We start from the raw sequence: 23,253 nt of genomic DNA, 5'->3' as shown, positions 1-23,253 counted from the left end.
ATTCCCCTGAATACGCGTATTACTTGAACTGAACCTTCCATTGGCCGTGACTGGACGGATGAATGGCTTATTTTTTTACTGCCAGTGCCATGACCGCTTGCAGCGCCGAGCAGGTCTGCTCCAGTTCCGCGTCCGTCAAGGTCGGATGCACCAGGAACATAACACTGGTCTCTCCCAGCTCTTGCGCTACGGACAGGCGTACGGCCGGACGCCAACCAGTATTGTCAAAGGCTTTCTCCAGATACACCTCAGAGCAGGATCCGGCGAAACATGGCACGCCACGCGCGACAATCTCGGCAATGATTCGATCACGGGTCCAGCCTTCAGCCAAGGCCTGAGGCTCGACGAACACATAACACTTGTAAGCGGCGTGGGTGATCTCCGCAGGGACGGCGGGTACGCGCAACCCGTCCAGGGTTTCGGCGCAACGCCAGATCTTCTGCGCGTTGTTCAGGCGGGCAGCCTGCCATTGCGGCATCCGCTCCAGCTGGATGCGGCCAATTGCACCCTGCACCTCCAGCATCCGCCAGTTGGTACCGAAACTCTCATGCAACCAGCGAAAGCCCGGAGCATGCTCACGCTCGTAAACCGCATCCCAGCTCTTGCCATGGTCCTTGAATGCCCACATGGTTTTCCACAGATCACGATCATTGGTGGTGACCATGCCACCCTCGCCGCCCGTGGTCATGATCTTGTCCTGGCAGAACGACCAGGCGCCGACATGACCGATCGAACCTACCGGGCGGCCTTTGTAGTGCGCGCCATGCGCCTGGGCGCAGTCTTCGATGACCTTCAGATCGTGCTTGGCTGCCAGCGCCATGATCGGGTCCATATCACACGGCCAGCCGGCCAGATGGACACAGATGATGCCGCGGGTACGGGGGGTCAGCACCGCTGCAATGGTTTCGGCGGTGATGTTCTGGGTGTCGCGGTCGACATCGGCAAACACCGGCACCGCACCGGCGTTGACAATACTCGATACCGAAGCGAGAAAAGTTCGTGGGGTAACAATGACTTCGTCACCCGTGCCAATATTCAGCGCGTGCAATGCCAAGTCGAGGGCTACGGTGCCGTTCGCCAAGGCGATCGCATATTCGGTTCCGGCCCAAGCGGCGAATGACTTTTCAAACTCGCGGCATTCCTGCCCTGTCCAATAGTTGACCTTATTGGAAAGCACCACATTACGAACTGCCTCGGCCTCTGCTTCGGTAAAGGAAGGCCAAGGAGAAAAAGGGGTATTCAACACAGCGTTTACCTGCTATCCGGAATTGAAAAGGGGCTGTCGGCAATTCAACGGGCCACTTGGCAAGATGTGCCCTGAACGTCCATGTACTCAAAGTGTCTCAGGTGCGAACTAGAACTCGTGCAGGTACCCCTGCTACGGTCATGTTATCAGAGATATTACAGACTACAGCGGCGCCGGCACCAACTACCACACTGGAACCAATCTCCAGCACCTGGCGAACGCAAGCACCAATGCCTATCCAGCTCAAATCCCCAACTTTGACCATGCCCGCCAACCTGGAGCCAGGGCAGACATGTACGCAATCGCCGAGAACGCAGTCGTGATCAATACTGCTGCCGGTGTTGACGATGCAACCCTCTCCAAGGGTCGCGTAGGCGTTTACCACGGCATTGGCGAACACCACGGTTGCCGCCCCCAGGGTCGCATAACGGCTGACTACCGAGGCCGGATGCTGGAGAACCGGCAATGACGCCCCCGCAGCCTTCAATTCAGCCAGTTTCCGCTGGCGAATTGTATTATTGCCGATCGCCACCAGCACCCCCTGAAAGTCATGTATCCGGGCAAGCAGGTCGGCACTGCTGCCGACCACCGGCCAAGCACCATTGCTGGTTACCCCCGGCCAGGCATCATCGAAGAATTCGATAACGTCCCAACCGCAGCATTCGGCGGTGTCAGCAACTACCTTGCCATGGCCACTCGCGCCAAGGATCGCCAACACTTTCATTTCTTTGATCCGGTAAACTTGGACATGGTGACTTCCCCTTCACCACTGATACCGTCCCTGACCAGTACCTTCTTGATTGTCAGAAAAATGATCTTGATATCGAGCCATAATGACTGGTTATCAACGTACCAGACATCCAGATTGAATTTGTCTTCCCATGACAATGCATTGCGCCCATTGATCTGCGCCCAACCGGTGACCCCGGGACGGGCGTCATGGCGGCGCAACTGTTCGGCGTCATACAGCGGCAGATATTCCATCAGCAGTGGACGGGGACCGACCAGGCTCATGTCACCTTTAATCACATTCCAAAGCTCGGGCAACTCATCCAGACTGCTGGAGCGAAGGAAACTGCCAAAGGACGTCATCCGCTGTGCATCAGGCAACGGGTTTCCCTGGGCATCATGGGCATCGCGCATGGTACGGAACTTGACCATTTCGAAGGGCTTGCCGTCCAGCCCCGGCCTGACCTGGCGAAAAAGCACCGGGGAACCGAGTCGCTTGCGAATCAGGTAGGCAACCACCGCGATCACCGGCGAAAGGACAATGAGCCCTGCGCTTGCGGCGAGGATATCGAAACAACGTTTTAACATGAGAAATCCCTAACCATGGGTATACCGCTTGCCAACTCCAACCTCATGCCGGTTACTTCGACAACCGCTGGAAGTGCGCACCGAATCGCTCGACGCCGACCCGCAAAGAGAGCTTTTGCTGGTAATAGTCGTAACCCTTTTTGCCCATTTCCAGGCGCGCCTCAGGTGTGAGCTGCATCAGTGTCATCGCCGCCTCGGCAAGAGACTCCGGATTTTCCCATTCGCCGACCACACCACAGCCAGCGGCAGCGACCAGATCCGCTGCATCACCATCCACCGCCATCAGCACAGGCTTTCCGGCAGCCATATAGGCCTGGGTCTTGGATGGGATGGTAATGGTGAACAATGGGTCTTTCTTCAGGTGCACCATCAACGCATCGGCATGGGCAAGATAGGCCCCCACCTCGGCCATCGGTACACCGGGTAGGAAAGTCACGTTATCCAGTTGCCTGGCCGCCGCCATTTCCTGCAGGCGCGTGACCTCTACCCCACCACCGAGAAAGACGAACATCAGTCCGGGTGCTCGAGACTTGAGCAATTCAGCTGCACCGATGACTGCTTGCAGCGCTTGCGCCTTACCCATATTTCCAGCGAACAAAATCCTGAACCGCGAGTCATCAGGGAAGTTGTCAGGCCGCTCGGCATCCGGCGCCCGTACCACGTCTTCGGCGCACCAGTTATAAATCACGTCGATCTTCTGCGCGGGGACGCCGCGCTCGATCAACAGGCGCTTGAAACCCGGCGACAAGACGACAATCTGATCGACCCGTTTGTAAACCCAGTCACACACACGGGCAACGATCCTGAGCGCTTTCTCATTGGAAAACATCCCCGTCGCCCTGAGCGTGTCCGGCCACATATCCTGAATGTCATAGACCACCGGCACACGCCGCAGCAGGCGAATGAAGGCCGCGGCGATACCAACGGTCAGTGGCGGATGGTAGGCGTATATGACATCGGGTTTCTTTGCCCCAAACAGCCCGTAGAGCAGGCTGCTGGCAGCAAAACTGATGTAATTGAGCACGCGACCAATACCACTTTGCCCGTGACTCGGGTATAGCGGTACGCGCGTTACCGTGACGCCATCAATGACTTCACGCTGAATGAGCTTTATCCGGTATCCCGGATAAAGCTTGCCGCCGGGATAGTTGGGAAACCCAGTGACGACTTCAACTTCAAATCCCTGCGCGACTAACTCCCGAGCAAAAACCAGTCCCTTGAATGTCGGTTCAGGATCAAACCACTGAGTCAGCAATAGAACACGAGTGGCCATCCCGATTAGTACCTTCTCCAGACGGTGCGCATGACGTAATCACGGTAACTGTGAATGATCCGCACGACCTTCTCGGAGACATTCGGCATGCTGTAGTCTTCAACCAGACGGAAGTTGCGCGCCGCGCCACGAGCCTGGCTTTCGATCAACCGCAAGCCTTGCAACACACGCTCTACTTCCAGGCCGGTCATCATCACTGCAGCCTCTTCCATCCCTTCCGGCCGCTCATGGGCTTCACGCAGGTTCAGCGCCGGGAAGTTGAGGATCGACGACTCTTCGTTGATCGTGCCGCTGTCCGACAATGCCGCCTTGGACGACAACTGCAATTTGTTGTAGTCGGTAAAGCCCAAGGGCTTGAGCAGACGGACGTTGGCATGGAAGGTGACACCCAGGGCATCGACACGCTTTTGCGTGCGCGGATGGGTGGACACGATTACCGGCAAATCGAACTGCTCGGCAACCGTGTTGAGAACGTCAACCAGTTTGAGGAAGTTTTTGTCGGCTTCGATGTTTTCCTCACGGTGAGCGCTCACCACGAAGAACTGACCTTCCTGCAGGCCAAGGCGCTCAAGGACATCCGAGGCATCGATGCGCGGCCGATAGTGCGAAAGCACTTCGAACATCGGGCTACCAGTCTTGATCACCATGTCAGGAGAAAGCCCCTCGCGAAGCAGGTAATCCCGGGCGATGGTGCTATAGGTCAGGTTGATGTCGGCAGTATGGTCGACAATTCGCCGGTTGATCTCTTCAGGCACACGCATGTCAAAGCAGCGATTGCCCGCTTCCATGTGGAAAGTCGGAATCTTGCGGCGCTTGGCCGGAATGACGGCCATGCAGCTGTTAGTGTCCCCCAGCACCAGCAGTGCCTCGGGCTCGACCTCAGCCAGCACGCGATCGACGGCAATGATCACATTGCCAATGGTTTCCGCGCCGGAGGCACCAGCTGCGTTGAGGAAGTGGTCGGGTTTGCGAATACCCAGATCCTGGAAGAAGATCTCATTGAGCTCATAATCGTAGTTCTGGCCGGTGTGCACCAGCACATGCTCACAATGCTCGTCCAGTGCAGCCATGACGCGCGACAGACGAATGATTTCCGGACGGGTACCGACGACGGTGACGACTTTCATTTTTTTCATCAAGTTCTCTCCCTGAATCATCTCGCTCACGGGCACAACGGCAGCGCGTAAGTATCCGGATGTTCACGGTCAAAAATTTCATTTGCCCAAAGCATCACGATCATTTCGTCATCACCAATGTTGGTGATGTCGTGAGTCCAGCCAGGCACCGTCTCGACAATGGTCGGCGTCTCGCCTGTGGTCTCGAGTTCATAGAACTCGCCGGACACGATGTGACGGAAGCGGAAGTTGGCCTTGCCTTTGATCACCAGAAATTTTTCGGTTTTCGAATGGTGATAATGGCCACCACGGGTAATTCCCGGGTGTGCGGTGAAATAGGAGAACTGCCCGGCATCCGGGGTTTTCAGCATTTCCACGAACACACCGCGAGGGTCGCCGTACTTGGGTACCTCGTAGGTGAACGATGCCGGCGGCAGGTAGCTCAGGTAGGTGGAGTAAAGCGCCCGCACCAGACCGGTTCCGACCGGCTCGGTGATCAACGTCGCGCGGCTGGCACGAAATGCGCGGATCTGCTCGGCAACAGCCCCCACAGTGGTGGCATACACCGGCTCGACATCGACCTTGCCTGGTGCTGATACCTGACCATCCATGATCGCCAGGAAGTGGCGAACGACATCGTCAACATACACCAGGGTGAGCGCTGCCGACTCATCGTGAATCTGGATAGGCAGATCATGGGCGATGTTATGGCAGAACGTGGCAACGGCAGAGTTGTAGTTGGGCCGTGCCCATTTACCAAACACATTGGGCAAACGGAAGACATAGACCGGGCAGCCATGCTGTCCGGCCAGTTCATCCAGCGCCTGCTCTGCTGCCAACTTGCTCTGGCCGTAGGGGTTGTCCCGATCGGCCTGTATCGAAGAGGTGTAGACCAACGGAATTTTGCGGCCGGAGGCGACCACTGCATCACACAGTTGCCGAGTCAGGTCACTGTTGCCGGTCGCAAATTCAGCAGGGTCTTGGGGACGGTTTACACCGGCAAGATGAAAGATGCAGTCAACTTCGGCAACTCTGGCTTGCAACAACGCCGGGGCATCACCACGGGCAAAACCCAATACCTCGATATCGCTGCGCTCGCGCAGGTGAGCCACCAGGTTACTGCCAATGAAACCGTTAATGCCGGTAATCAGAACCTTCATCTACTACTCCTCTGGCGTGGCATGCTCGCCACGCTGGATCGCCTGCATGAATTCCAGCTTCAGCAACAGTTGCTGCATGCCGGCGACGTCCAGGCGCTGAGTATTGTGCGAGTTGTAGTCTTCGGTGTGGGAGATCTTTTCTTCGCCTTGTTCGACAAACTTGCTGTAGTTCAGATCGCGCAAATCTGGCGGTACACGGAAATAGTCGCCCATGTCTTCGGCACAGGCCATCTCTTCGCGGCTGAGCAAGGCTTCGTAAAGCTTCTCGCCATGACGGGTACCGATGACCTGAATAGGATGCTCAGGCTTGCCCACCATCTGGGTCAGGGCTTTGGCCAGCGTCTCTACCGTGGCGGCCGGCGCCTTCTGCACGAACAGATCGCCGCTGTTGCCATGCTTGAAGGCATACAGCACCAAGTCGACTGCGTCAGCGAGCGTCATCATGAAGCGGGTCATGTTCGGATCAGTGATCGACAGCGGAACACCCTGGCGAATCTGTTCGATGAACAACGGGATCACCGAACCACGCGATGCCATCACGTTACCGTAGCGTGTACCGCAGATTACGGTCTTGCGCTCATCGACGTTACGGGACTTGGCAACCATGACTTTTTCCATCATGGCCTTGGAGATCCCCATGGCATTAATGGGGTAGACCGCCTTGTCGGTGCTCAGGCATACCACCCGACGCACTTCGTTCTGGATAGCCGCCTCGAGTAGGTTTTCGGTGCCGATGACGTTGGTCTTGACCGCTTCCATCGGATGGAATTCGCAGGATGGCACTTGCTTGAGCGCCGCCGCATGGAAAATATAATCAACACCGCGGGTGGCGTTCAGGACACTTTGATAATCACGCACGTCGCCGATATAGAACTTCAGCTTGCTATTGGCATAGCGCTTGCGCATGTCATCCTGCTTTTTCTCATCACGGCTGAATATGCGAATTTCTGCAATATCCGTATCGAGAAAACGCTTGAGCACCGCATTACCAAAAGAGCCGGTGCCGCCAGAAATAAGAAGTTTTTTTCCACTGAACATAATGAGTCCTGAATTCGATGCAAGCGTCTGTCAGTTTGATTGCAAGGCTGAGTAGATGACGTCGTCCTTTTGCTGCGCGCTTGGGTAGCTGATCAATACGGCGCGGTAAGGCCCCTTGAACACAAAGAAGCTACCTGCCGAAACGCCCACCACGCCACACTTGGCAATCACTTTGTGCATGTCCTCGAGCGATCCGCCGCCGCCAAGGATAGTGATGGGGATATTGACCGTCTGGCGCAGTTTAACCGCGAGCTCGACATCGTAGCCTTTCATCCGACCGTCGTTGTCGATCGAATTGATGACAATCTCCCCGGCTCCGAGCTCGGCCATCTCGGCAGCGACCTCCAGGACCGAGCGTTTGGTATTGCGGGTACCGTTGTGAGTCCATACATCCTGGGTGCTACCCAGCAACCTGCGCTTGTGGTCAAGGACCACGACCACGCTCTGGCGTCCGATTTCCTCAGCGATCTGGGTGATCAGCTGCGGGTTTTCCAGGGCTGCCGAACTGATCGCAACCTTTTCCACACCCAGGCTGATGATCTTGCGGGCTTGCTCGGGAGTGCGTACACCGCCACCATAGCAAAGCGGCATGCGGCATTCGGCGGCCAGGTTGGCAATACGTTGGTAGTTGGGCTCTGCGCCTTGTACCGAAGCGTCGATATCCAGCACCACCAACTCGTCAGCTTCCTTCTCGTTGAAGATTTTGACTGCGTTGATCGGGTCGCCGACGTATTTAGGGTCCTTGAAGCGGACGGTCTTTACCAGACCGCCATCCTGAATCAGTAGGCAAGGAATAATTCTGGGCCTGAGCATGTCAAATTTCCGCGAAGTTCTTCAGGAGGTTGGAACCCCAGTGATGGCTTTTTTCGGGGTGAAACTGAACACCGAAAACATTGCCTTGCGCCACCGCACAGACAAAATCATGGCCATAGGAGGCGCTAGCCGCAGCCCCTTCGGCACCTTCGCAATCAAAGTAGAAAGAGTGCAGGAAATAGAACCTGGCATCGTCTTCCATACCCTTGAACAACGGAGAGCCCGACGCCGGACGCACATCATTCCAGCCCATGTGCGGCAACGGAAGGTCCTTCAGACCGGGGGCACTGGCAAATGCCTTGACCCGCCCGTTGACCCAGCCCAGCCCAGGCAACGAGCCTTCATCGCTGGCTGCCGCGAGAATCTGCATGCCCACGCAGATCCCCAACACCGGCACCTTCTCTTCACCCACCATACGCTCAAGGGTAGGACGCATGCCTGAAGCGTCCAGGCGCTCCATCGCATGATCGAATGCGCCGACCCCTGGAAGGATCAGGCGCTGTGCGCCCCGCAAGTCATCCGCCTGCCGGGCAACGCTCACGGGAATGTTCAAGCGCTTGTAAACATTGACAAACGCCTGAATGTTACCTAATCCATAATCGATGATCGTGATCATCTGAACAGCCTTCTTTCCAAGCCCAAAGCGCTCATTACACGCGATCCGACGCCAATGAGGAAGCGCTTGTTGCGATAATCGTGATAGGTCTTGTTGTCGCCTTCAAAAATTTCCTGCAACTGCTCAACGGTCAGGTCCAGCTTGTTGGCGACATACTCGAATTCGCCCTTGAGGAACTGCTCGTCCAGCTCTGGCTTGGAGATGCGCTCCAGCGCAGCGTCACGGGTCATCTGGCCGGTCATGATCAGGCTGGAGAAATGGGCACGACGTTTCTCATAACCAAACTTACGAGGCATCCAGTAGTCTTCGTAGAAACGGGTGAAACGCGACTCATGGTGCTTGTGCTTGAAGCGTTTCCAGCCGAACTTCTGCTCGAGGGTATCCTCAGCGTCCTTCTTGATATAGGGCACCAGGTTCAACGGCTTGACCACTTCCATGCCCAAGATACGCTGGTAAAGAATCTTGTAAATGAGGATATCGGTCAGTGGGAAGCTCTTGAGCTGACGAGTACCGAAGCGCCGGTGGATATCCTTGAACAAGGTCTTGTCGATACCCGGATAGCCGCCCCACTCTTCGGGTTCACGGCAGCATTCGGTCGAGTAGTTGGCGCCAGTCAGCACATACTTGATCCGGTGCTCCCGGGCAAACTTGTACAAGCCGGAGAAGAATGCAGCATCCTGAGGCAGATCCTGGTCGGCGATTTGCGAGCGCAAGAAGGCCGTCTGCAGATCCTTCATTTCTTCCCAATTGACCACTTCGGTATAGAGATGAAGACCAAGACCATCCACCAACTTCTCGATGTTGCCCACTGCCTGGTCCGTGTTCCAGCCTGCATCGACGTGGAACAACAGGGGCCGCAAGCCCATTTTCTCCTTGGCGATATAAGCCGCGTAGGAACTGTCTAAACCACCACTTAATCCAATAATGCAGTCAAAGTCCTTGCCTCGACCATGTGCCTTGATCTTTTCGGCCAAGGCCATTAATTCGGCTTCGCCGCGAGGGCCAACGTCCCAGCTCGGCTTAATAGCGCTATCAAAATTCTGGCAATACTCACACTGCCCTGTGGAATCGAATGAGATCCTAGGATCGCTGGTATCCATAATGCAACGGGTACAGATTTTGTACTCAGCGTTATTTTTGCTCATCGAGCAGTGCCTCCGAACATAATATAGAATCAACTAGCGAGATACGACTAAATCACTATAGATATCAAGTAATTTCTTAGCATTGGTTTCAGGGGTAAAATTCTGCAAAGCAAGCTGCCTTGCATTATCACCCATCCGCTTACGCTCTTCAGGATTGTCATTAAAATAGGCTATGGCTTCTGCCAATGCATTTGCATCACGAGCCTTAATCGCCAACCCTGTGTGGTTTGGAACGAAGGTATCAGCGCTAGGATTTTCGACAGCGACAATACTGGGCACACTGGAAAATCCGGCTTCGAAAACAGGACGGCCAGGTGCATCAAAATGAGAAGGGAAAAGCAAAACATCAATTCGATCATAGACATACTTGATGTCTAAAGTCGGACCAAAAAGATGAAAGCACTCGTCCATTTGATCGCGCTCGAGCAAAGACTGCAATTCAGAACCAAAATTTTGTGCAAAGCCAAACTTTGCGAGCAACCAGGCTTTAGCCCCTTTATCCTCAAGCGTTCCTCCGCCGACCATGACGAAATCTATTTGATAACCTTCATCGCGTAAAATTTTGGCAGCCTGAGCAATCTCCAATACACCTTTGGACAGGTGCAAGTTTCCAACAAATCCGACCTTTAGAGTGTTGTTTCTGAGGCCGTCGAACTTCTTAACAAATTCAGCGGTAGGAGCATTGGAAGCAGAGGGTGAAAAAGAGTTGTTAACGATGTGCACAGGAAGCGTAGCGGGCAACGTAACTCGGACGTTCCCATCAATCGCGACGATAGCATCAACCCAGCGGGAAAAGACAAAATTTAATAGTCGAACACGCCGCGAGTCAGCCTGAACACGTGCCAACGCACGAACATGCACCACTAGCGGTGCACGAAACAGCAATTTGGCAATCAACGCCGGCAGGATGTAGACATATTCATTAACATGAATAACATCCACAGAACGCCACTTTTTCTTGGCACGCAACAACGCAACCAACATGAATGGGAAATAGAAAAATTCGCGAAGCAAAATCAACCAACGGCCACCGCGGTAGTAGCCATATCGAGTATTATCAAACTTACTCATACCGCGCGTTTCAACCAAATCAACAGCCACACGCTTATAAAAGTTTGTTGCAGTACCAGAAGACGCGACAAAGTACGATGACACCGTATCAGCGGGAAATCGAGATACCACTTCATACAAACTGCGGGAGGCACCCCCCATGGGGCCATCACCATCAATATAGAGAACTTTTATAGGCATAAAATCAGCAAACCTCAGCCGTAATATTTTTTTGTTTCAAACCAATCTTAAATGCATAGTACATAGCCACGGCGATCGGAATCATCCCATATGTGTATGTTTTGGCTGCAAACAGCAGAAAAATTGAACTTATCAAAAAACAAAACGCGCGCAGCCAATCCGTCTCCTTGTAAAACGAAGGACAGCGCAACAGCAACGACAGTACCGGTGTAATCAACATCAACAAGTAAACCGAAAACCCAAAGATACCCAGATCTACCCATACGGCGAAAACGTTATGGGCATATTCGCCAGGCTGATGACTGGAAAATGCCCCCAACAACGGATGGTTGTTGATTTGATCAAATGCTTCGATCGCAAATTGTTTTCGAGCGTCGAGGGATAGATCTTCGTTGCCGAAAAAGATTGAGAACATTCGAGTATCTTTCAGAACAGAAACATCCACAGACAACAAGAACGCCAGCAAAGAAAAAAGCCCCAGCATCATAGCCACCGTGTAAGCCTGCCAATTACGCGTCAACTCAATAACAGAAACCACCAAAAAAAACGCAAAAAATTCCGAACGCGCACCAATCAGATAGAGCGCAGGCACCACCAGCACATAGTAAAAGTATCGTTTTAGCGTACTCAAGGCAGGCAGTAAGAAGATCGAAACAATCAAATAGCAAAAAGCGACCTGTTGATAGTCAAACTCGAATAAGTAGCCCCCATAGTTTACGGGCGGCAGCACGAACCCCCCACCCGAGGAGTTAAGGATGACATAGGCTGAAAAAAACAACATGAACCAATATAACCGACCCTGGAATTTAGCCCTAGTCAAATACAGAGCAAACATGAAAAAAAACAGAAACACAAACCGAAAAAAGCTAATCTGGATATAGCGTGCAATCTCAGGTTCAACACCAAACAACTCGGACATTACTGCCAAGCCAAAAAATAAACCCATGAAGATCAAAAAAAATCCGAAGCTTAGGCTATGAGTAAAATCCGACAGCCTCAGTGCCTTGCAACAAACAAATAAAACCAATGGGAACGTAACAATTACAGCAGCACTGAAATAACCTTTCAGAAACGGCTGAAACAGAACCGCCTGTACGGCAGCCTGATAAAAAAAGAACAACGGAACCACAGTAAAAACAACAGCTTCCGCCCAGAATGCAACTCTGCTCGAGACCGAAATACTCATACTCCACCGCCCATGACTACTAAACTGTAAAATTCGCGGAGCACGCAAAGTAAAACCACGGCAAGAACAGAGCAGCCCGCGACCAAAGGCACGGATGGCATTAGACTTTTAACGAAGACTTTTGGCGAAACCTGCAAAACTTTCAACACAACGACGAGGTAAATAAAGTAAGAAACAAAACCACTCAGCGCGTACGCCTCAACCATAAAATCTACAGAAAGAAAATAAAATATAACTACCGCAAAAACCCTAATCAAAAATGACGACACCTGCAAGTACAGGGCTGCATCCTGGCGGCCTTTCACATGCAGGCTCATGGAAACAGGTGAGACCAAAAACTGTAGAATGAACCAAGGCGTCATCCAACTAATCAACTCACCTGCTCTTGCCCATTCCTCACCAAATATTATTGGAAAAGCGGTGGGCGCCAGCACTCCGCCAAGAATCAGTGGCCCAATACCAATTTTCGCCAAACGCGTCAGCATTTCTAGAGAAAACCCTGCTAACTCCCCTTTCCTTTCAGCTTCGGGCGCTCGGGAGAGATAAACTTGGGAGACTGCATTCCCGACGAGTCCAATAGGCGCTTGCAACACCCTCATCGCGAGCATGAGAAAGCCCGCTTCGGCACCACCAAGCAAAAATGCAATCAGCAACACCGGAAGTTGAGAGGCCCCCTCATTAGCCAGCGACTCAAGAGCACTATACTTGGGAAATCGTCCATAGCGTCGAAAAAGCGCTCTAATTTCGCGAACCGACAAAAGATCGGTAAACGCATTTCTTCTAAAAAAGGATAGCATGAAGGCAAAACTACCTAGACCGCTACTTGCTATGTAACCAATCAGCAAACCAACTGCCTTTGCCCCTCCCAAACCAATTCCAATCTGAACTAATACCGAAACTAGAGCTTGAGCGAACCTGACGAAAGATATCGTCATGAATTGCCGACTTTTTATATACCAAACCTGAAATGAATTGAAAGCACCAATGGCAAACAAGCCAACACCGACCAAGGCGGCAAACAATCCATTATCCAAACCATAATCAATATCGAAGACGTCCCCCGCCAGCCATACCCCAAGCGATACCAACAGGGAGAGCAACGCCGCGCAAAATATCGCTAACAGCAACAACTTACGTGACTCTTCCTCTGAATCTGGAATAGAGATAGCTATATCAAAACGAAGGCAGATCGCACCGGCAAAAATACCGACAATCGCAACGTACACCGCCAGAGTATTAAAATCTTCCGGTGAGTAAATGCGCGTGAGTAGCGGTAGCGCCAGCAACAGGATTGCCTGTCCCAGAACAGCACCGCTCATCAAGATCCCCGTCGCTTTTGACAGCTGATCCAGCTTCAGAGGAAACTTCATCAATGAATGCTTCCAACCACGGAGACAACGCTCTCGATTTGCTCATTCGTCATGTAGGGGTGCATGGGTAAACTGATAACCTGCTGCGAAAGCGCATCACCGACCGGCAGTAAAACGTCAGGCTGTGCGACAGCCGGTTGCTTGTTTAATGGAATCGGATAGTGGATTGCACTAGGAATACCCTCTACCTTCAAGCGCTCCTGAAGTCTTTCCCGCTCTTCGACGCAGATGGTGTATTGCGCATAAGCACTAAGATTGTAGGATTCCACATGAGGAGTGGTATTAATACCCATGGAATTGAACAGCGAATTATATTTGCCCGCCACCCGCTGACGAGCATCCAGCTCGTCCTGAAAAATAGCCAACTTCGGGAGCAGAATAGCTGCTTGTATTGTATCAAGACGGCTGTTTACACCAACACGGATATGGTGATAACGACGATCTTGCCCATGGCGAGCGATTTGACGCATAACAGTGGCCAATGCGTCATCATTCGTGAAAATGGCCCCACCATCACCATAGCAACCTAGTGGTTTGCTTGGAAAAAAGCTGGTACAGGCGATCGTCGTCAAATTGCAGGAGCGCACGCCTTTGTAAGTTGCACCAAAACTCTGCGCGGCATCTTCGATCACGGGGATACCATACCGTGAAGCGATTTGGTTGATCGCATCATAGTCAGCGCATTGTCCGTACAACGAGACGGGAATGATAGCTTTTGTTCGCGGCGTGATCGCCGCTTCTAGCTGTGCTGGGTCAAGATTATAGGTACGAGGGTCGACATCCACATACACAGGTTTGGCACCCAACAGCGCAACTGTTTCAGCCGTTGCAATATAGGTAAAACCAGGCGTGATCACCTCGTCGCCGACACCTATGCCCAATGCCATTTGTGCAATTTGCAATGCATCAGTACCGTTGGCACAGGTGATGCAATGTTTGGCTCCAACAAAAGAAGCAAGTGCTTGCTCCAGCCTATCGACTTCTGGCCCCAGAATATATTGGCCATGCTCCAGCACACCATGGATAGCGGCATCTATCTCTTTTCTGATGCGAATTTGCTGAGCTTTCAAATCAATAAATTCAATCATTTCCACGACCCAATACTGAAAGTGTGTTACCTGCGAGTACATAGCGTTCACCAGTGTGTTCACACACCGCTTCGGCACTGCCCTGAAGAGGCAACTCTAGCTGCTCACCGTACTTACTCATCCAGCCTATTTGTCGTGCCGGAACACCGACAATCAATGCATAGGCAGGCACATCCTTGTTCACGACGGCCCCGGCGCCAACGAATGCAAACTCGCCAATTGTCACACCACAGACAACGGTGCTATTCGCTCCAAGCGTTGCGCCCTTTTTTACCAATGTATTCCGATACTCGCTTTTACGCTCAATCAGCGAACGCGGATTGTACACATTTGTAAAGACCATACTTGGACCACAAAACACACCCTCTTCCAGGGTGACATTGTCATAAACCGATACATTATTTTGAATTTTGCAGTGATCACCAATGACTACCAAATTCCCGACAAAAACATTCTGCCCCAAGGAGACGCCTTTACCAATTTTTGCTCCACCGCAAACATGAACAAAATGCCAGATTCTTGATCCCTCTCCGATGTCGGCGCCTGGATCAACGATTGCACTTGGGTGTTGGGTATATAGCATGTTGCCTCCTCAGTAATTATCGTTGGGAAAACAGCATTCAAGCGAACTCCAATGAACAGTTCGCCCCCAAAGACATTGCAAGATAGAGCGAAGGGAAAGACCTCGCACACCCTGACGATATTGATCTTGCTGTAGGCCTTGGATCAATCGTAGTATTTGAGCAAGGTTACTATTTAGTACTTGTGTAGTCACTGCGATCAGCTCAAACACGGGCTTCGACAGCCGGGGCAACATCCTATGCTGTCCCGGCAATACAAGCTTACTTGCGCAGGCTGGCTAACATTGGGTGACCTTCACCCGATGAGGCGGGCACCACAGACGCCGAGCGAATGACCTCTACAGTTTCCACACAGTGCCGCGCGTCCTCAATACCATATCCTCTACCCGCCAAAATTTCCTGATAGCTGGTGGTATGCAAATCAGTAAAGCCTTCGGAGAACTCCATTTCCTCACCGTCCACTGTGATAGAACGATAAGTGGGCTTCTTCCCCTTTACTGCTGCAGGTAGGTCGTTGGCGTCAATAGACAAAAACCACCGAACACGGGCGTTCTCATATTCCAGATAGCCGGCTGCCTTATAGTTGTCCGTGTAATGCACAACATTGCGCTGCAATTTTCCAAAAATGAAATGCAACATGTCATAAAAGTGTACACCGATGTTGGTAGCCACACCAAAGGACTTGCGTGGATCGCCTTTCCAGCTTTCCATATACCACTTGCCGCGAGACGTGATATATGTCAGTTCAACCTCATATTTCTGCTCGCGCTGTTGCTGGGCAACCTTGGCTTTTAGATCGAGAATAGCCTGATGGTGGCGCAACTGAAGAATATTGTAAACGCGCTGGCCTGTTTCTTTTTCAACGAGGGCCAATTCATCCAGCACTGCACTGCTAGGTACTAAAGGCTTCTCACAAATCACATCGCAACCCAGGCGCAAACCGGCAGCAATATGTGCATGGTGCAAGTAGTTTGGGGAACAGACCGCTACATAATCCAGCGCTGCCGAAGTATCGCGCTTCAGACGGTAAGCATGCTCCTGAAAGCGCTCAAACTCTGTGAAAAACTCACTTTCTGGCGAGATACTGTCAATGATCCCTACCGAGTCATTGATATCATAAGCGGACACCAGCACGTTGCCGGTGTCCTTGATCGCACGCATGTGACGTGGGGCAATGTAACCGGCGGCGCCGATCAGAGCGAAATTCTTCATCGAGTAAATGTCCTTCTTGGCGGATGTCCCAGGCGGTGCATGATGCAACCGCCCAGGTGTCTGCAATTGAAATCAGGCCTTGATGATATGCCCGGCGTTGGTACGGTACTTACCTCGGCTATCAACAATCAGCCGCGCAGAGGACTTGATAAGATCGTAATCAAACTTGTCATGATCGGTTGCCAGTATCACGGCATCGAACGTAGACAGGTTCTCGCTAGTCAGGGCTTCGCTACTCAGGATAAAGTGATGCTCGCGCATCGCCGGAAAGACTGGGACATGCGGATCACTGTATGCAACCACACAACCTTTAGCCTCAAGCAACTCCATGATTTCTACTGAAGGCGATTCACGCATGTCATCAACGTTCTTTTTATAGGCGATGCCCAAAACCAATACCTTGCTGCCCTTTAGTGGCTTCCCGTGTTCGTTCAAGCCATCAACTAGTTTATTCACAACATATTCAGGCATCGCTTGGTTGACCTCACCGGACAACTCGATGAAGCGAGTGTGCAGGCCATATTCGCGCGCTTTCCAAGTAAGATAGAAAGGATCAATCGGAATACAGTGCCCCCCCAGACCTGGGCCAGGGTAGTACGCAGTGAAACCAAAAGGTTTGGTTGCGGCGGCATCGACCACCTCGAAAATATCAATACCCATACGGTCAGCGACAATTTTCATCTCGTTGACTAGGCCAATATTGACCGCACGATGGATATTTTCCAGCAGCTTGGTCATTTCAGCAGCTTTGGTGGAGCTGACAGACACTACCTTGTCAATAGCCTGCTCATAAAGCGCGATACCTACTTCCAGACACGCGGCAGTATCCCCACCGATGATCTTTGGGATCGTGCGCGTTTCAAAGTTCGGGTTGCCCGGGTCTTCACGCTCTGGTGAATACACCAGGAAAATATCTTCACCAACGATCAGACCGCCCTCTTGAACTCGCGGCCGCAGCTCTTCTTCAGTGGTACCCGGATAAGTAGTACTCTCTAACGAAACAATCTGCCCAGCGCGCAAGTAAGGCTTCAGCGCATCGGTCGTATTGATTACAAAACTCATGTCCGGTTCGCGATACTTATTCAGCGGAGTTGGAACACAGAGAATCAACGCATCACATTCTGCAGCACGGACAAAATCGGACGTTGCTTCAAAGCCGCTTTCACGAGCGGCCGCAATCTTATCCGCAGGAATATGCTCAATGTAACTTTCACCGCTATTCAACTTTGCAACTTTACTATCATCAATATCAATGCCCAGCACATTGAAACCAATGGCATTGTATCGAAGCATTAACGGCAAGCCGACATAACCAAGCCCCACGATTCCGATCAGAGCCTTCCTGTTTTTGAACTTTTCTATGCTGGCTTGCTTCTGCAGCGACATCCCTAATTCTCCAACTGTATAATCGTAAAAAACGAGTCAAAATACTTAACGTCGTTTGCAATGAGGAAATCCTGTGCTGCAAGGCAGCAATATCATCATGACCATGCCCGATCAGGGCCTAGTCTCAGCAAACCACACGACATGCTGTGCATCATATCGCTCCTTGCCATGAACAGCCACTGCCTTTGCCTACCTGACCTCATGATGAGCGCCTCACTACACCCTGGAAGACAACGCGACAGCTGCTTTGCCAGGTTGATCAAGAGTATCGATCAGCGGCTGAGCTTCGACCACAAGGTGGTGGCGAGGAGCCACTAAAAAACGAAGTAACACAAAGATGACGCCAATCAAAAGCCCTCCCAGTATCCCCGAGGCAATAATCAGTAGACGCTTCGGCTTGATCGGTCCACTGGGCTCAACTGCCTGCCGATCGATTGAGGCCAACTGAAGTCGTGCTAGGTCGACGTCAAGATTTTTCAGACGAACCATTTCCTTGTGCATAGCACCGGTATCTTTCAGGAAATTGTCTTCGTCTGTGCGGGCTTTCAACACCTCCACTTCCCGATTCGCTCGCAGGAGCTGGAGACTCCTGTTTATTTGGGCAATGCGAGGTTCCGAAAAATCGTCTGACACACGCCGCAACAGCGCGGCCTTTTCCGCTAATAGCGCATCAGTCCCCAAAAAGTAGAGAGGCGCCTGCTGATTAGTGACTTCGGTATGGACCACATTCACCGCTTTCCCGCCCTCGGCATCCCCTAACAATGAAGGCGTTGTGGGGCGCTTAATACCCAGGGAAGTGGCAATCTGAATAGCTTCGGACAATTCAGCGATTCGGTTTGTACGACGCGTCTTCAGCTCAACACGTAGCGCTTTCAACTCATCTTCCAGTTGCGCGCGCTTAATGCTATCCGCCTCCAGAAGCAGAGCAATTTTAGAGGTTTTTTCGATCGCGTAAAGTGCACGTGCCGCAGTGATCTTATTATCCAGCTCCCTGATACGGTTGTTGATGATTACATCCATATCAGCAGAAATTTTCTCGCGCTCTTGAGCAATAGCGTAGTCAATCAAGCCATTTACGATGGTGACCCCATCGACTCCCTTTTCATAAGTCAACTCCAGCCCAATCGCCGCCGTTAACGAGTTGTTTTTTTTGGGGTCGGGCAGAGTAAGGCGCAACGCCTCGCGATTGAACTGCTGAAAACTTTGCTCAAATGTAAGATCTGGCTTATCAAAGGCTGCCGCAAGCGCTGGATTTTTTTGAAAGAAACCCAAACGTACTTCATACGAGTTCAAGGCATCCGCAGTTTTCATCAACGCTTCCAACGGCGAAAGGTTGTACAACTGCGTACGATTCAATGCATCCAGTTCGTTGATAGCCGCTGGCCGCAGCTCAGCACTCGCGTAGTAAACAGGGGTGGATAGAAAAGCATAGAAAGCTGCACATACCCCAACAAGTACAGCACTGACTCCGAGAGTTGTCTTCTTCGCCCAAACCTCTTTGAGTAAGGCGAAGAAATCACCTTCACTGGAGGATGCGGGGAGTAAATGGTTATGGATAGTCAAAATAAGCCTGCCTTCTGAAAGAAATGCGGGCTCTCTGGAAAGGAGGCTCGGAATCGACTATTCAATATGGAGCATCAGCTCCATTCTTCAGCCCTGCCTGGCCATCGAGCGCCAGGCATTTTGCCATCAATTTGACTTCACACCAAGCGCCAACTGATAGGAACGCTTGAAACCAAATTCACGCCTCCGCTTCTCGCGGCCTGCGACCCAGCATGAAGCTAACCAGGACGATCAACACCCCGACAATCAAACCGATCATACCACCCGCCACCACACTCAAAATCCGCTTGGGCTTGACCGGGGCATCAGGCTGACTGATAGGACCATCGAATCGAAACACCGAAACAGCTTTGGGATCTACTTCGAGATACTTGTAGAAGTCGTACCTCGCCTGCAGCTTTCTCAAACTCTCAATGAAAGGATCGTCCGATTTCCGCTCTTTGAGGTTGTTGATTTCAGCTTCCAGCGCCTTGGTACCCCGCATGTACGTAAGCTCACCATTCATACCGGCAGACACTTCGTTTGATAGCGCCCCACTTATCAGGGGTGGCTTATGCAGATCAACAGCCTGGGCAACAGTAAGCGCCTCACTCAACTGAATAATCAGATCCTCTCGTACCTTCCTCCCCGTTTCGCGAAGGGTGTTAATCTGCTGCCCCAGGTTTCTAGCCCGAACTTCTGCCTCCCGCTCGACGTTGCTGATCATTTCATCTTTTGCCGCAGCACCGGCCTGGTCTATGTAGAGCTTCGCCCACTGGCTCGCCAAGGCAGGATCACTATTCTGAGCGATTACAACATATCGATCGGAAACATTCTTATCGACAAGCGCCACTTGTAATGCACGAGTGAAATCACGGTACAGCTCATTAGCCGACGCCTTGCGACGCTCAGCATCCAACGAAGGCAAATACTGTTCTTCAAAAAAACGACGACGAAGCGTCTCAGAGCGAAGGTTTCTCAAAAACACATCATAAACAGCCGCCACACTGTAAGCAGCCAGCTCGGATTCGCTCGTACGCCCATAGTTTAGTTCGGCGATACCATTTTGCGTAGGCGGTATGACAATGCCTTTTGCCTCGTAAACCGGAGTAGTCACAAAAACATACACCAATCCTAGCACCAAGCCCAAAAGCATAACGCCGGATATCAAAATCTTGCGTAACCACAGCCAGCGCAGCAAATCAAAAAGGTCAATATCATCCTCTCTTGCAACTCGGTCAGATCTACTCTGCATTTAATCATCGGCCTTTTCAGTTTAGCAGTCGTTATTGTTATTTGATTGAAGACGGCATCCTATGCCTATGCGATTACAGAGCAACTACGAACCTGCTCTCATCAAATTAAGAATCCTCCTACGGACTCCCGTTATTGACAGCCAACGCCAGAGCCTCGACACCAGCATCCGACCCGCTACCGCCTAAGCACTCGACTGCCGAGCACCACCAAGGGCCCAACCGATAACCCAAGCACCAAGGCCACAAGCACAAACACCGACAAAGGCATCGAAGGCAACGTCAACCCAAGAAAAGCCAAGGTCGCCGGCTGCTGATTCTCCAAAACAAATATCAATACTGCCGCCACAAGCAGCAAAAAAAATACGACCAGAATCAACCGCTTGAAGTTCCGCACGGTGGCTCCTTTTATCAGAATTAATGTTCGTCCTGCCCTTCTTCCTCATTCACCCGATCCCGCAACTCCTTGCCTGGCTTGAAGTGTGGCACAAACTTGCCATCCAGGCTGACGGACTGGCCGGTTTTCGGGTTGCGACCTACGCGGGGGGCGCGGTAATGCAGGGAGAAGCTGCCGAAGCCGCGGATTTCAATGCGGTCGCCAGTAGCCAGGCATTGGGACATCTGCTCAAGCATGGTCTTGATGGCCAGCTCGACATCCTTGGATGAGAGCAGCCCTTGATGGGTGACAATACGTTCGATCAGCTCCGACTTCGTCATATTTTTCCCTTCTTTATCAAGCAGCTAGATCATTGCTTCGTTGTTTTTAGCACGACCTGAGGGATTTGAACAGGGCGGTTCTTGACTTAATCGGATTCTCAAAAAATGGGCGTAGGACAAATGTATAGTGGCGCTTTACCACTGCCCCCGGCAAAGCGCGCTGGTACAAGGGTTCCAGCCGCAACAAGAAATCGCAGGCACAAAAAAGGGCGACCGAAGTCGCCCTTTTTTAAACACCAGCAGAACTTAGTTCTGTTTGGCCATTGCCTGACGCAGCAGCGCAGCCATGGTGGTGTCAGCAGCTTCCGCAGGAGCTTCTTTCAGGCTCTGGATAGCTTCTTTCTCTTCAGCGTCGTCTTTCGACTTGATCGACAGCTGGATGACGCGCGATTTGCGGTCAACGCTGATGATCTTCGCTTCGATCTCTTCGCCTTCTTTCAGGACGTTACGCGCGTCTTCAACGCGGTCACGGCTGATTTCAGAAGCTTTCAGAGTGGCTTCGATGTCGTCGGCCAGGGTGATGATGGCGCCTTTGGCGTCAACTTCTTTTACAACACCCTTAACGATTGCACCCTTGTCGTTAGCAGCAACGTACTCGGAGAACGGATCGCTTTCCAGCTGCTTGATACCCAGGGAGATGCGCTCGCGCTCTGGGTCAACAGACAGGATGACGGTGTCCAGCTCGTCGCCCTTCTTGAAGCGACGTACGGCTTCTTCGCCGACTTCGTTCCAGGAGATGTCCGACAGGTGAACCAGGCCGTCGATGCCGCCGTCCAGACCAATGAAGATACCGAAATCGGTGATCGACTTGATGGTGCCGGAGATCTTGTCGCCCTTGTTGAACTGGCCAGAGAAGTCTTCCCATGGGTTGGACTTGCACTGTTTGATGCCCAGGGAGATACGACGACGCTCTTCGTCGATGTCCAGAACCATGACTTCCACTTCGTCGCCGACTTGTACGACTTTCGAAGGGTGGATGTTCTTGTTGGTCCAGTCCATTTCGGAAACGTGTACCAGGCCTTCCACGCCTTCTTCCAGCTCTGCGAAGCAGCCGTAGTCGGTCAGGTTGGTAACACGCGCCATGACGCGGGTGCTTTCTGGGTAACGAGCCTTGATAGCAACCCATGGGTCTTCACCCAGTTGCTTCAGACCCAGGGATACACGGTTACGCTCGCGATCGTACTTCAGAACCTTGACATCGATCTCGTCGCCAACGTTGACGATTTCCGATGGGTGCTTGATACGCTTCCAAGCCATGTCGGTGATGTGCAGCAGACCATCAACGCCGCCCAGGTCAACGAATGCGCCGTAGTCGGTGAGGTTCTTGACGATACCTTTGACTTGCTGGCCTTCCTGCAGGGATTCCAGCAGAGCTTCGCGCTCGGCGCTGTTCTCGGCTTCCAGGACGCTGCGACGGGAAACGACAACGTTGTTGCGCTTCTGGTCCAGCTTGATGACCTTGAATTCCAGCTCTTTGCCTTCCAGGTGGGTGGTGTCGCGCACTGGGCGGACATCAACCAGGGAACCAGGCAGGAACGCACGGATACCGTTAACGTCGACAGTGAAGCCGCCTTTAACCTTACCGTTGATAACGCCCTTGACCACTTCTTCGGCGGCGAAAGCTGCTTCCAGAACAATCCAGCACTCGGCGCGCTTGGCTTTTTCACGGGACAGTTTGGTTTCGCCAAAGCCGTCTTCGACCGCGTCCAGCGCAACGTGAACTTCGTCACCGACCTTGATGGTCAGCTCGCCAGCTTCGTTGTAGAACTGCTCGAGCGGGATGACGCCCTCGGACTTCAGGCCAGCATGTACGGTAACCCAGTCGCCGTCGATGTCGACAACGATACCGGTGATGATCGCACCCGGCTGAAGATTGAGGGTTTTCAGGCTTTCTTCAAAGAGTTCTGCAAAGCTTTCGCTCATTTTAATTCCTGTAGATTAGGG

The 23,253-nt window shown here is 52.2% G+C and carries 22 protein-coding genes; all 22 read right to left on the bottom strand.

The window, feature by feature from the left end; translation table 11 throughout:
* Nucleotides 1-67: 67 nt before the first annotated feature.
* Nucleotides 68-1,246 carry a DegT/DnrJ/EryC1/StrS aminotransferase family protein gene (locus tag JV241A_RS06905; RefSeq protein ID WP_134061715.1) on the bottom strand — a complete coding sequence of 393 codons (1,179 nt, stop codon included), beginning with the start codon at nucleotides 1,244-1,246 and terminating at the stop codon, nucleotides 68-70.
* Nucleotides 1,247-1,343: 97 nt separating this feature from the next.
* Complete coding sequence (locus JV241A_RS06900; RefSeq protein ID WP_134061713.1) at nucleotides 1,344-1,970, bottom strand: acetyltransferase; 627 nt, start codon at nucleotides 1,968-1,970, stop codon at nucleotides 1,344-1,346.
* Complete coding sequence (locus tag JV241A_RS06895) at nucleotides 1,967-2,563, bottom strand: sugar transferase (protein ID WP_134061711.1); 597 nt, start codon at nucleotides 2,561-2,563, stop codon at nucleotides 1,967-1,969. Before JV241A_RS06895 ends, JV241A_RS06900 begins: the two co-directional genes overlap by 4 nt.
* Nucleotides 2,564-2,615: 52 nt before the next feature.
* On the bottom strand, nucleotides 2,616-3,836 hold the full coding sequence (locus JV241A_RS06890) for a glycosyltransferase family 4 protein (protein ID WP_134061709.1): 1,221 nt from the start codon (nucleotides 3,834-3,836) through the stop codon (nucleotides 2,616-2,618).
* 5 nt (nucleotides 3,837-3,841) lie between these two features.
* Nucleotides 3,842-4,972 carry a UDP-N-acetylglucosamine 2-epimerase (non-hydrolyzing) gene (gene wecB / locus JV241A_RS06885; RefSeq protein ID WP_134061707.1) on the bottom strand — a complete coding sequence of 377 codons (1,131 nt, stop codon included), beginning with the start codon at nucleotides 4,970-4,972 and terminating at the stop codon, nucleotides 3,842-3,844.
* 26 nt (nucleotides 4,973-4,998) lie between these two features.
* Complete coding sequence (locus tag JV241A_RS06880) at nucleotides 4,999-6,111, bottom strand: capsular polysaccharide biosynthesis protein CapF (protein WP_134061705.1); 1,113 nt, start codon at nucleotides 6,109-6,111, stop codon at nucleotides 4,999-5,001.
* 3 nt (nucleotides 6,112-6,114) lie between these two features.
* A complete protein-coding gene (locus tag JV241A_RS06875; RefSeq protein ID WP_134061703.1) occupies nucleotides 6,115-7,149 on the bottom strand; it encodes a polysaccharide biosynthesis protein in 1,035 nt (344 codons plus the stop codon).
* A 30-nt stretch (nucleotides 7,150-7,179) separates the two neighbouring features.
* Complete coding sequence (locus JV241A_RS06870; protein ID WP_134061701.1) at nucleotides 7,180-7,962, bottom strand: AglZ/HisF2 family acetamidino modification protein; 783 nt, start codon at nucleotides 7,960-7,962, stop codon at nucleotides 7,180-7,182.
* A 1-nt stretch (nucleotide 7,963) separates the two neighbouring features.
* Complete coding sequence (hisH, locus tag JV241A_RS06865) at nucleotides 7,964-8,578, bottom strand: imidazole glycerol phosphate synthase subunit HisH (protein WP_134061699.1); 615 nt, start codon at nucleotides 8,576-8,578, stop codon at nucleotides 7,964-7,966.
* Nucleotides 8,575-9,723, bottom strand: a complete 1,149-nt coding sequence (locus tag JV241A_RS06860) for an N-acetyl sugar amidotransferase (protein WP_134061697.1) — start codon at nucleotides 9,721-9,723, stop codon at nucleotides 8,575-8,577. The genes hisH and JV241A_RS06860 overlap by 4 nt, the downstream gene beginning before the upstream one ends.
* Nucleotides 9,724-9,756: 33 nt before the next feature.
* A complete protein-coding gene (locus JV241A_RS06855; RefSeq protein ID WP_134061695.1) occupies nucleotides 9,757-10,974 on the bottom strand; it encodes a glycosyltransferase in 1,218 nt (405 codons plus the stop codon).
* A gap of 4 nt (nucleotides 10,975-10,978) precedes the next feature.
* Nucleotides 10,979-12,160 carry a hypothetical protein gene (locus JV241A_RS06850; protein WP_134061693.1) on the bottom strand — a complete coding sequence of 394 codons (1,182 nt, stop codon included), beginning with the start codon at nucleotides 12,158-12,160 and terminating at the stop codon, nucleotides 10,979-10,981.
* Nucleotides 12,157-13,530, bottom strand: a complete 1,374-nt coding sequence (locus JV241A_RS06845) for an oligosaccharide flippase family protein (RefSeq protein ID WP_134061691.1) — start codon at nucleotides 13,528-13,530, stop codon at nucleotides 12,157-12,159. The genes JV241A_RS06850 and JV241A_RS06845 overlap by 4 nt, the downstream gene beginning before the upstream one ends.
* The gene (locus JV241A_RS06840) at nucleotides 13,530-14,618 is read right to left on the bottom strand and encodes a DegT/DnrJ/EryC1/StrS family aminotransferase (RefSeq protein WP_134062049.1); all 1,089 of its coding nucleotides are present in this window, start codon (nucleotides 14,616-14,618) and stop codon (nucleotides 13,530-13,532) included. The genes JV241A_RS06845 and JV241A_RS06840 overlap by 1 nt, the downstream gene beginning before the upstream one ends.
* Nucleotides 14,611-15,201 (bottom strand): UDP-2-acetamido-3-amino-2,3-dideoxy-D-glucuronate N-acetyltransferase, encoded by a 591-nt coding sequence (gene wbpD / locus JV241A_RS06835; protein ID WP_134061689.1) that lies wholly within the window; start codon nucleotides 15,199-15,201, stop codon nucleotides 14,611-14,613. The genes JV241A_RS06840 and wbpD overlap by 8 nt, the downstream gene beginning before the upstream one ends.
* A 259-nt stretch (nucleotides 15,202-15,460) precedes the next feature.
* The gene (wbpB, locus tag JV241A_RS06830) at nucleotides 15,461-16,411 is read right to left on the bottom strand and encodes a UDP-N-acetyl-2-amino-2-deoxy-D-glucuronate oxidase (RefSeq protein WP_134061686.1); all 951 of its coding nucleotides are present in this window, start codon (nucleotides 16,409-16,411) and stop codon (nucleotides 15,461-15,463) included.
* A gap of 72 nt (nucleotides 16,412-16,483) precedes the next feature.
* Nucleotides 16,484-17,797, bottom strand: a complete 1,314-nt coding sequence (gene wbpA, locus JV241A_RS06825) for a UDP-N-acetyl-D-glucosamine 6-dehydrogenase (RefSeq protein ID WP_134061684.1) — start codon at nucleotides 17,795-17,797, stop codon at nucleotides 16,484-16,486.
* Between the two features lie 216 nt (nucleotides 17,798-18,013).
* A complete protein-coding gene (locus JV241A_RS06820) occupies nucleotides 18,014-19,360 on the bottom strand; it encodes a Wzz/FepE/Etk N-terminal domain-containing protein (protein WP_233673627.1) in 1,347 nt (448 codons plus the stop codon).
* 178 nt (nucleotides 19,361-19,538) lie between these two features.
* Nucleotides 19,539-20,594, bottom strand: coding sequence for a Wzz/FepE/Etk N-terminal domain-containing protein (locus JV241A_RS06815; protein ID WP_134061680.1), 1,056 nt, complete (start codon nucleotides 20,592-20,594; stop codon nucleotides 19,539-19,541).
* A gap of 176 nt (nucleotides 20,595-20,770) precedes the next feature.
* Nucleotides 20,771-20,989, bottom strand: coding sequence for a lipopolysaccharide assembly protein LapA domain-containing protein (locus JV241A_RS06810; protein WP_134061678.1), 219 nt, complete (start codon nucleotides 20,987-20,989; stop codon nucleotides 20,771-20,773).
* A gap of 20 nt (nucleotides 20,990-21,009) precedes the next feature.
* Entirely contained in the window at nucleotides 21,010-21,309 is a 300-nt protein-coding gene (ihfB, locus tag JV241A_RS06805) for an integration host factor subunit beta (RefSeq protein ID WP_134061676.1), read from the bottom strand.
* Nucleotides 21,310-21,555: 246 nt separating this feature from the next.
* Nucleotides 21,556-23,232, bottom strand: coding sequence for a 30S ribosomal protein S1 (gene rpsA, locus JV241A_RS06800; RefSeq protein ID WP_115085827.1), 1,677 nt, complete (start codon nucleotides 23,230-23,232; stop codon nucleotides 21,556-21,558).
* Nucleotides 23,233-23,253: the final 21 nt, after the last annotated feature.

The organism is Pseudomonas sp. JV241A, from assembly GCF_900275665.1.
GTDB classification, from domain to species: Bacteria; Pseudomonadota; Gammaproteobacteria; order Pseudomonadales; family Pseudomonadaceae; genus Aquipseudomonas; species Aquipseudomonas wadenswilerensis.
The sequence above is the reverse complement of the archived record's forward strand: the minus strand, read 5'-3'. Positions and strand labels throughout refer to the sequence as shown.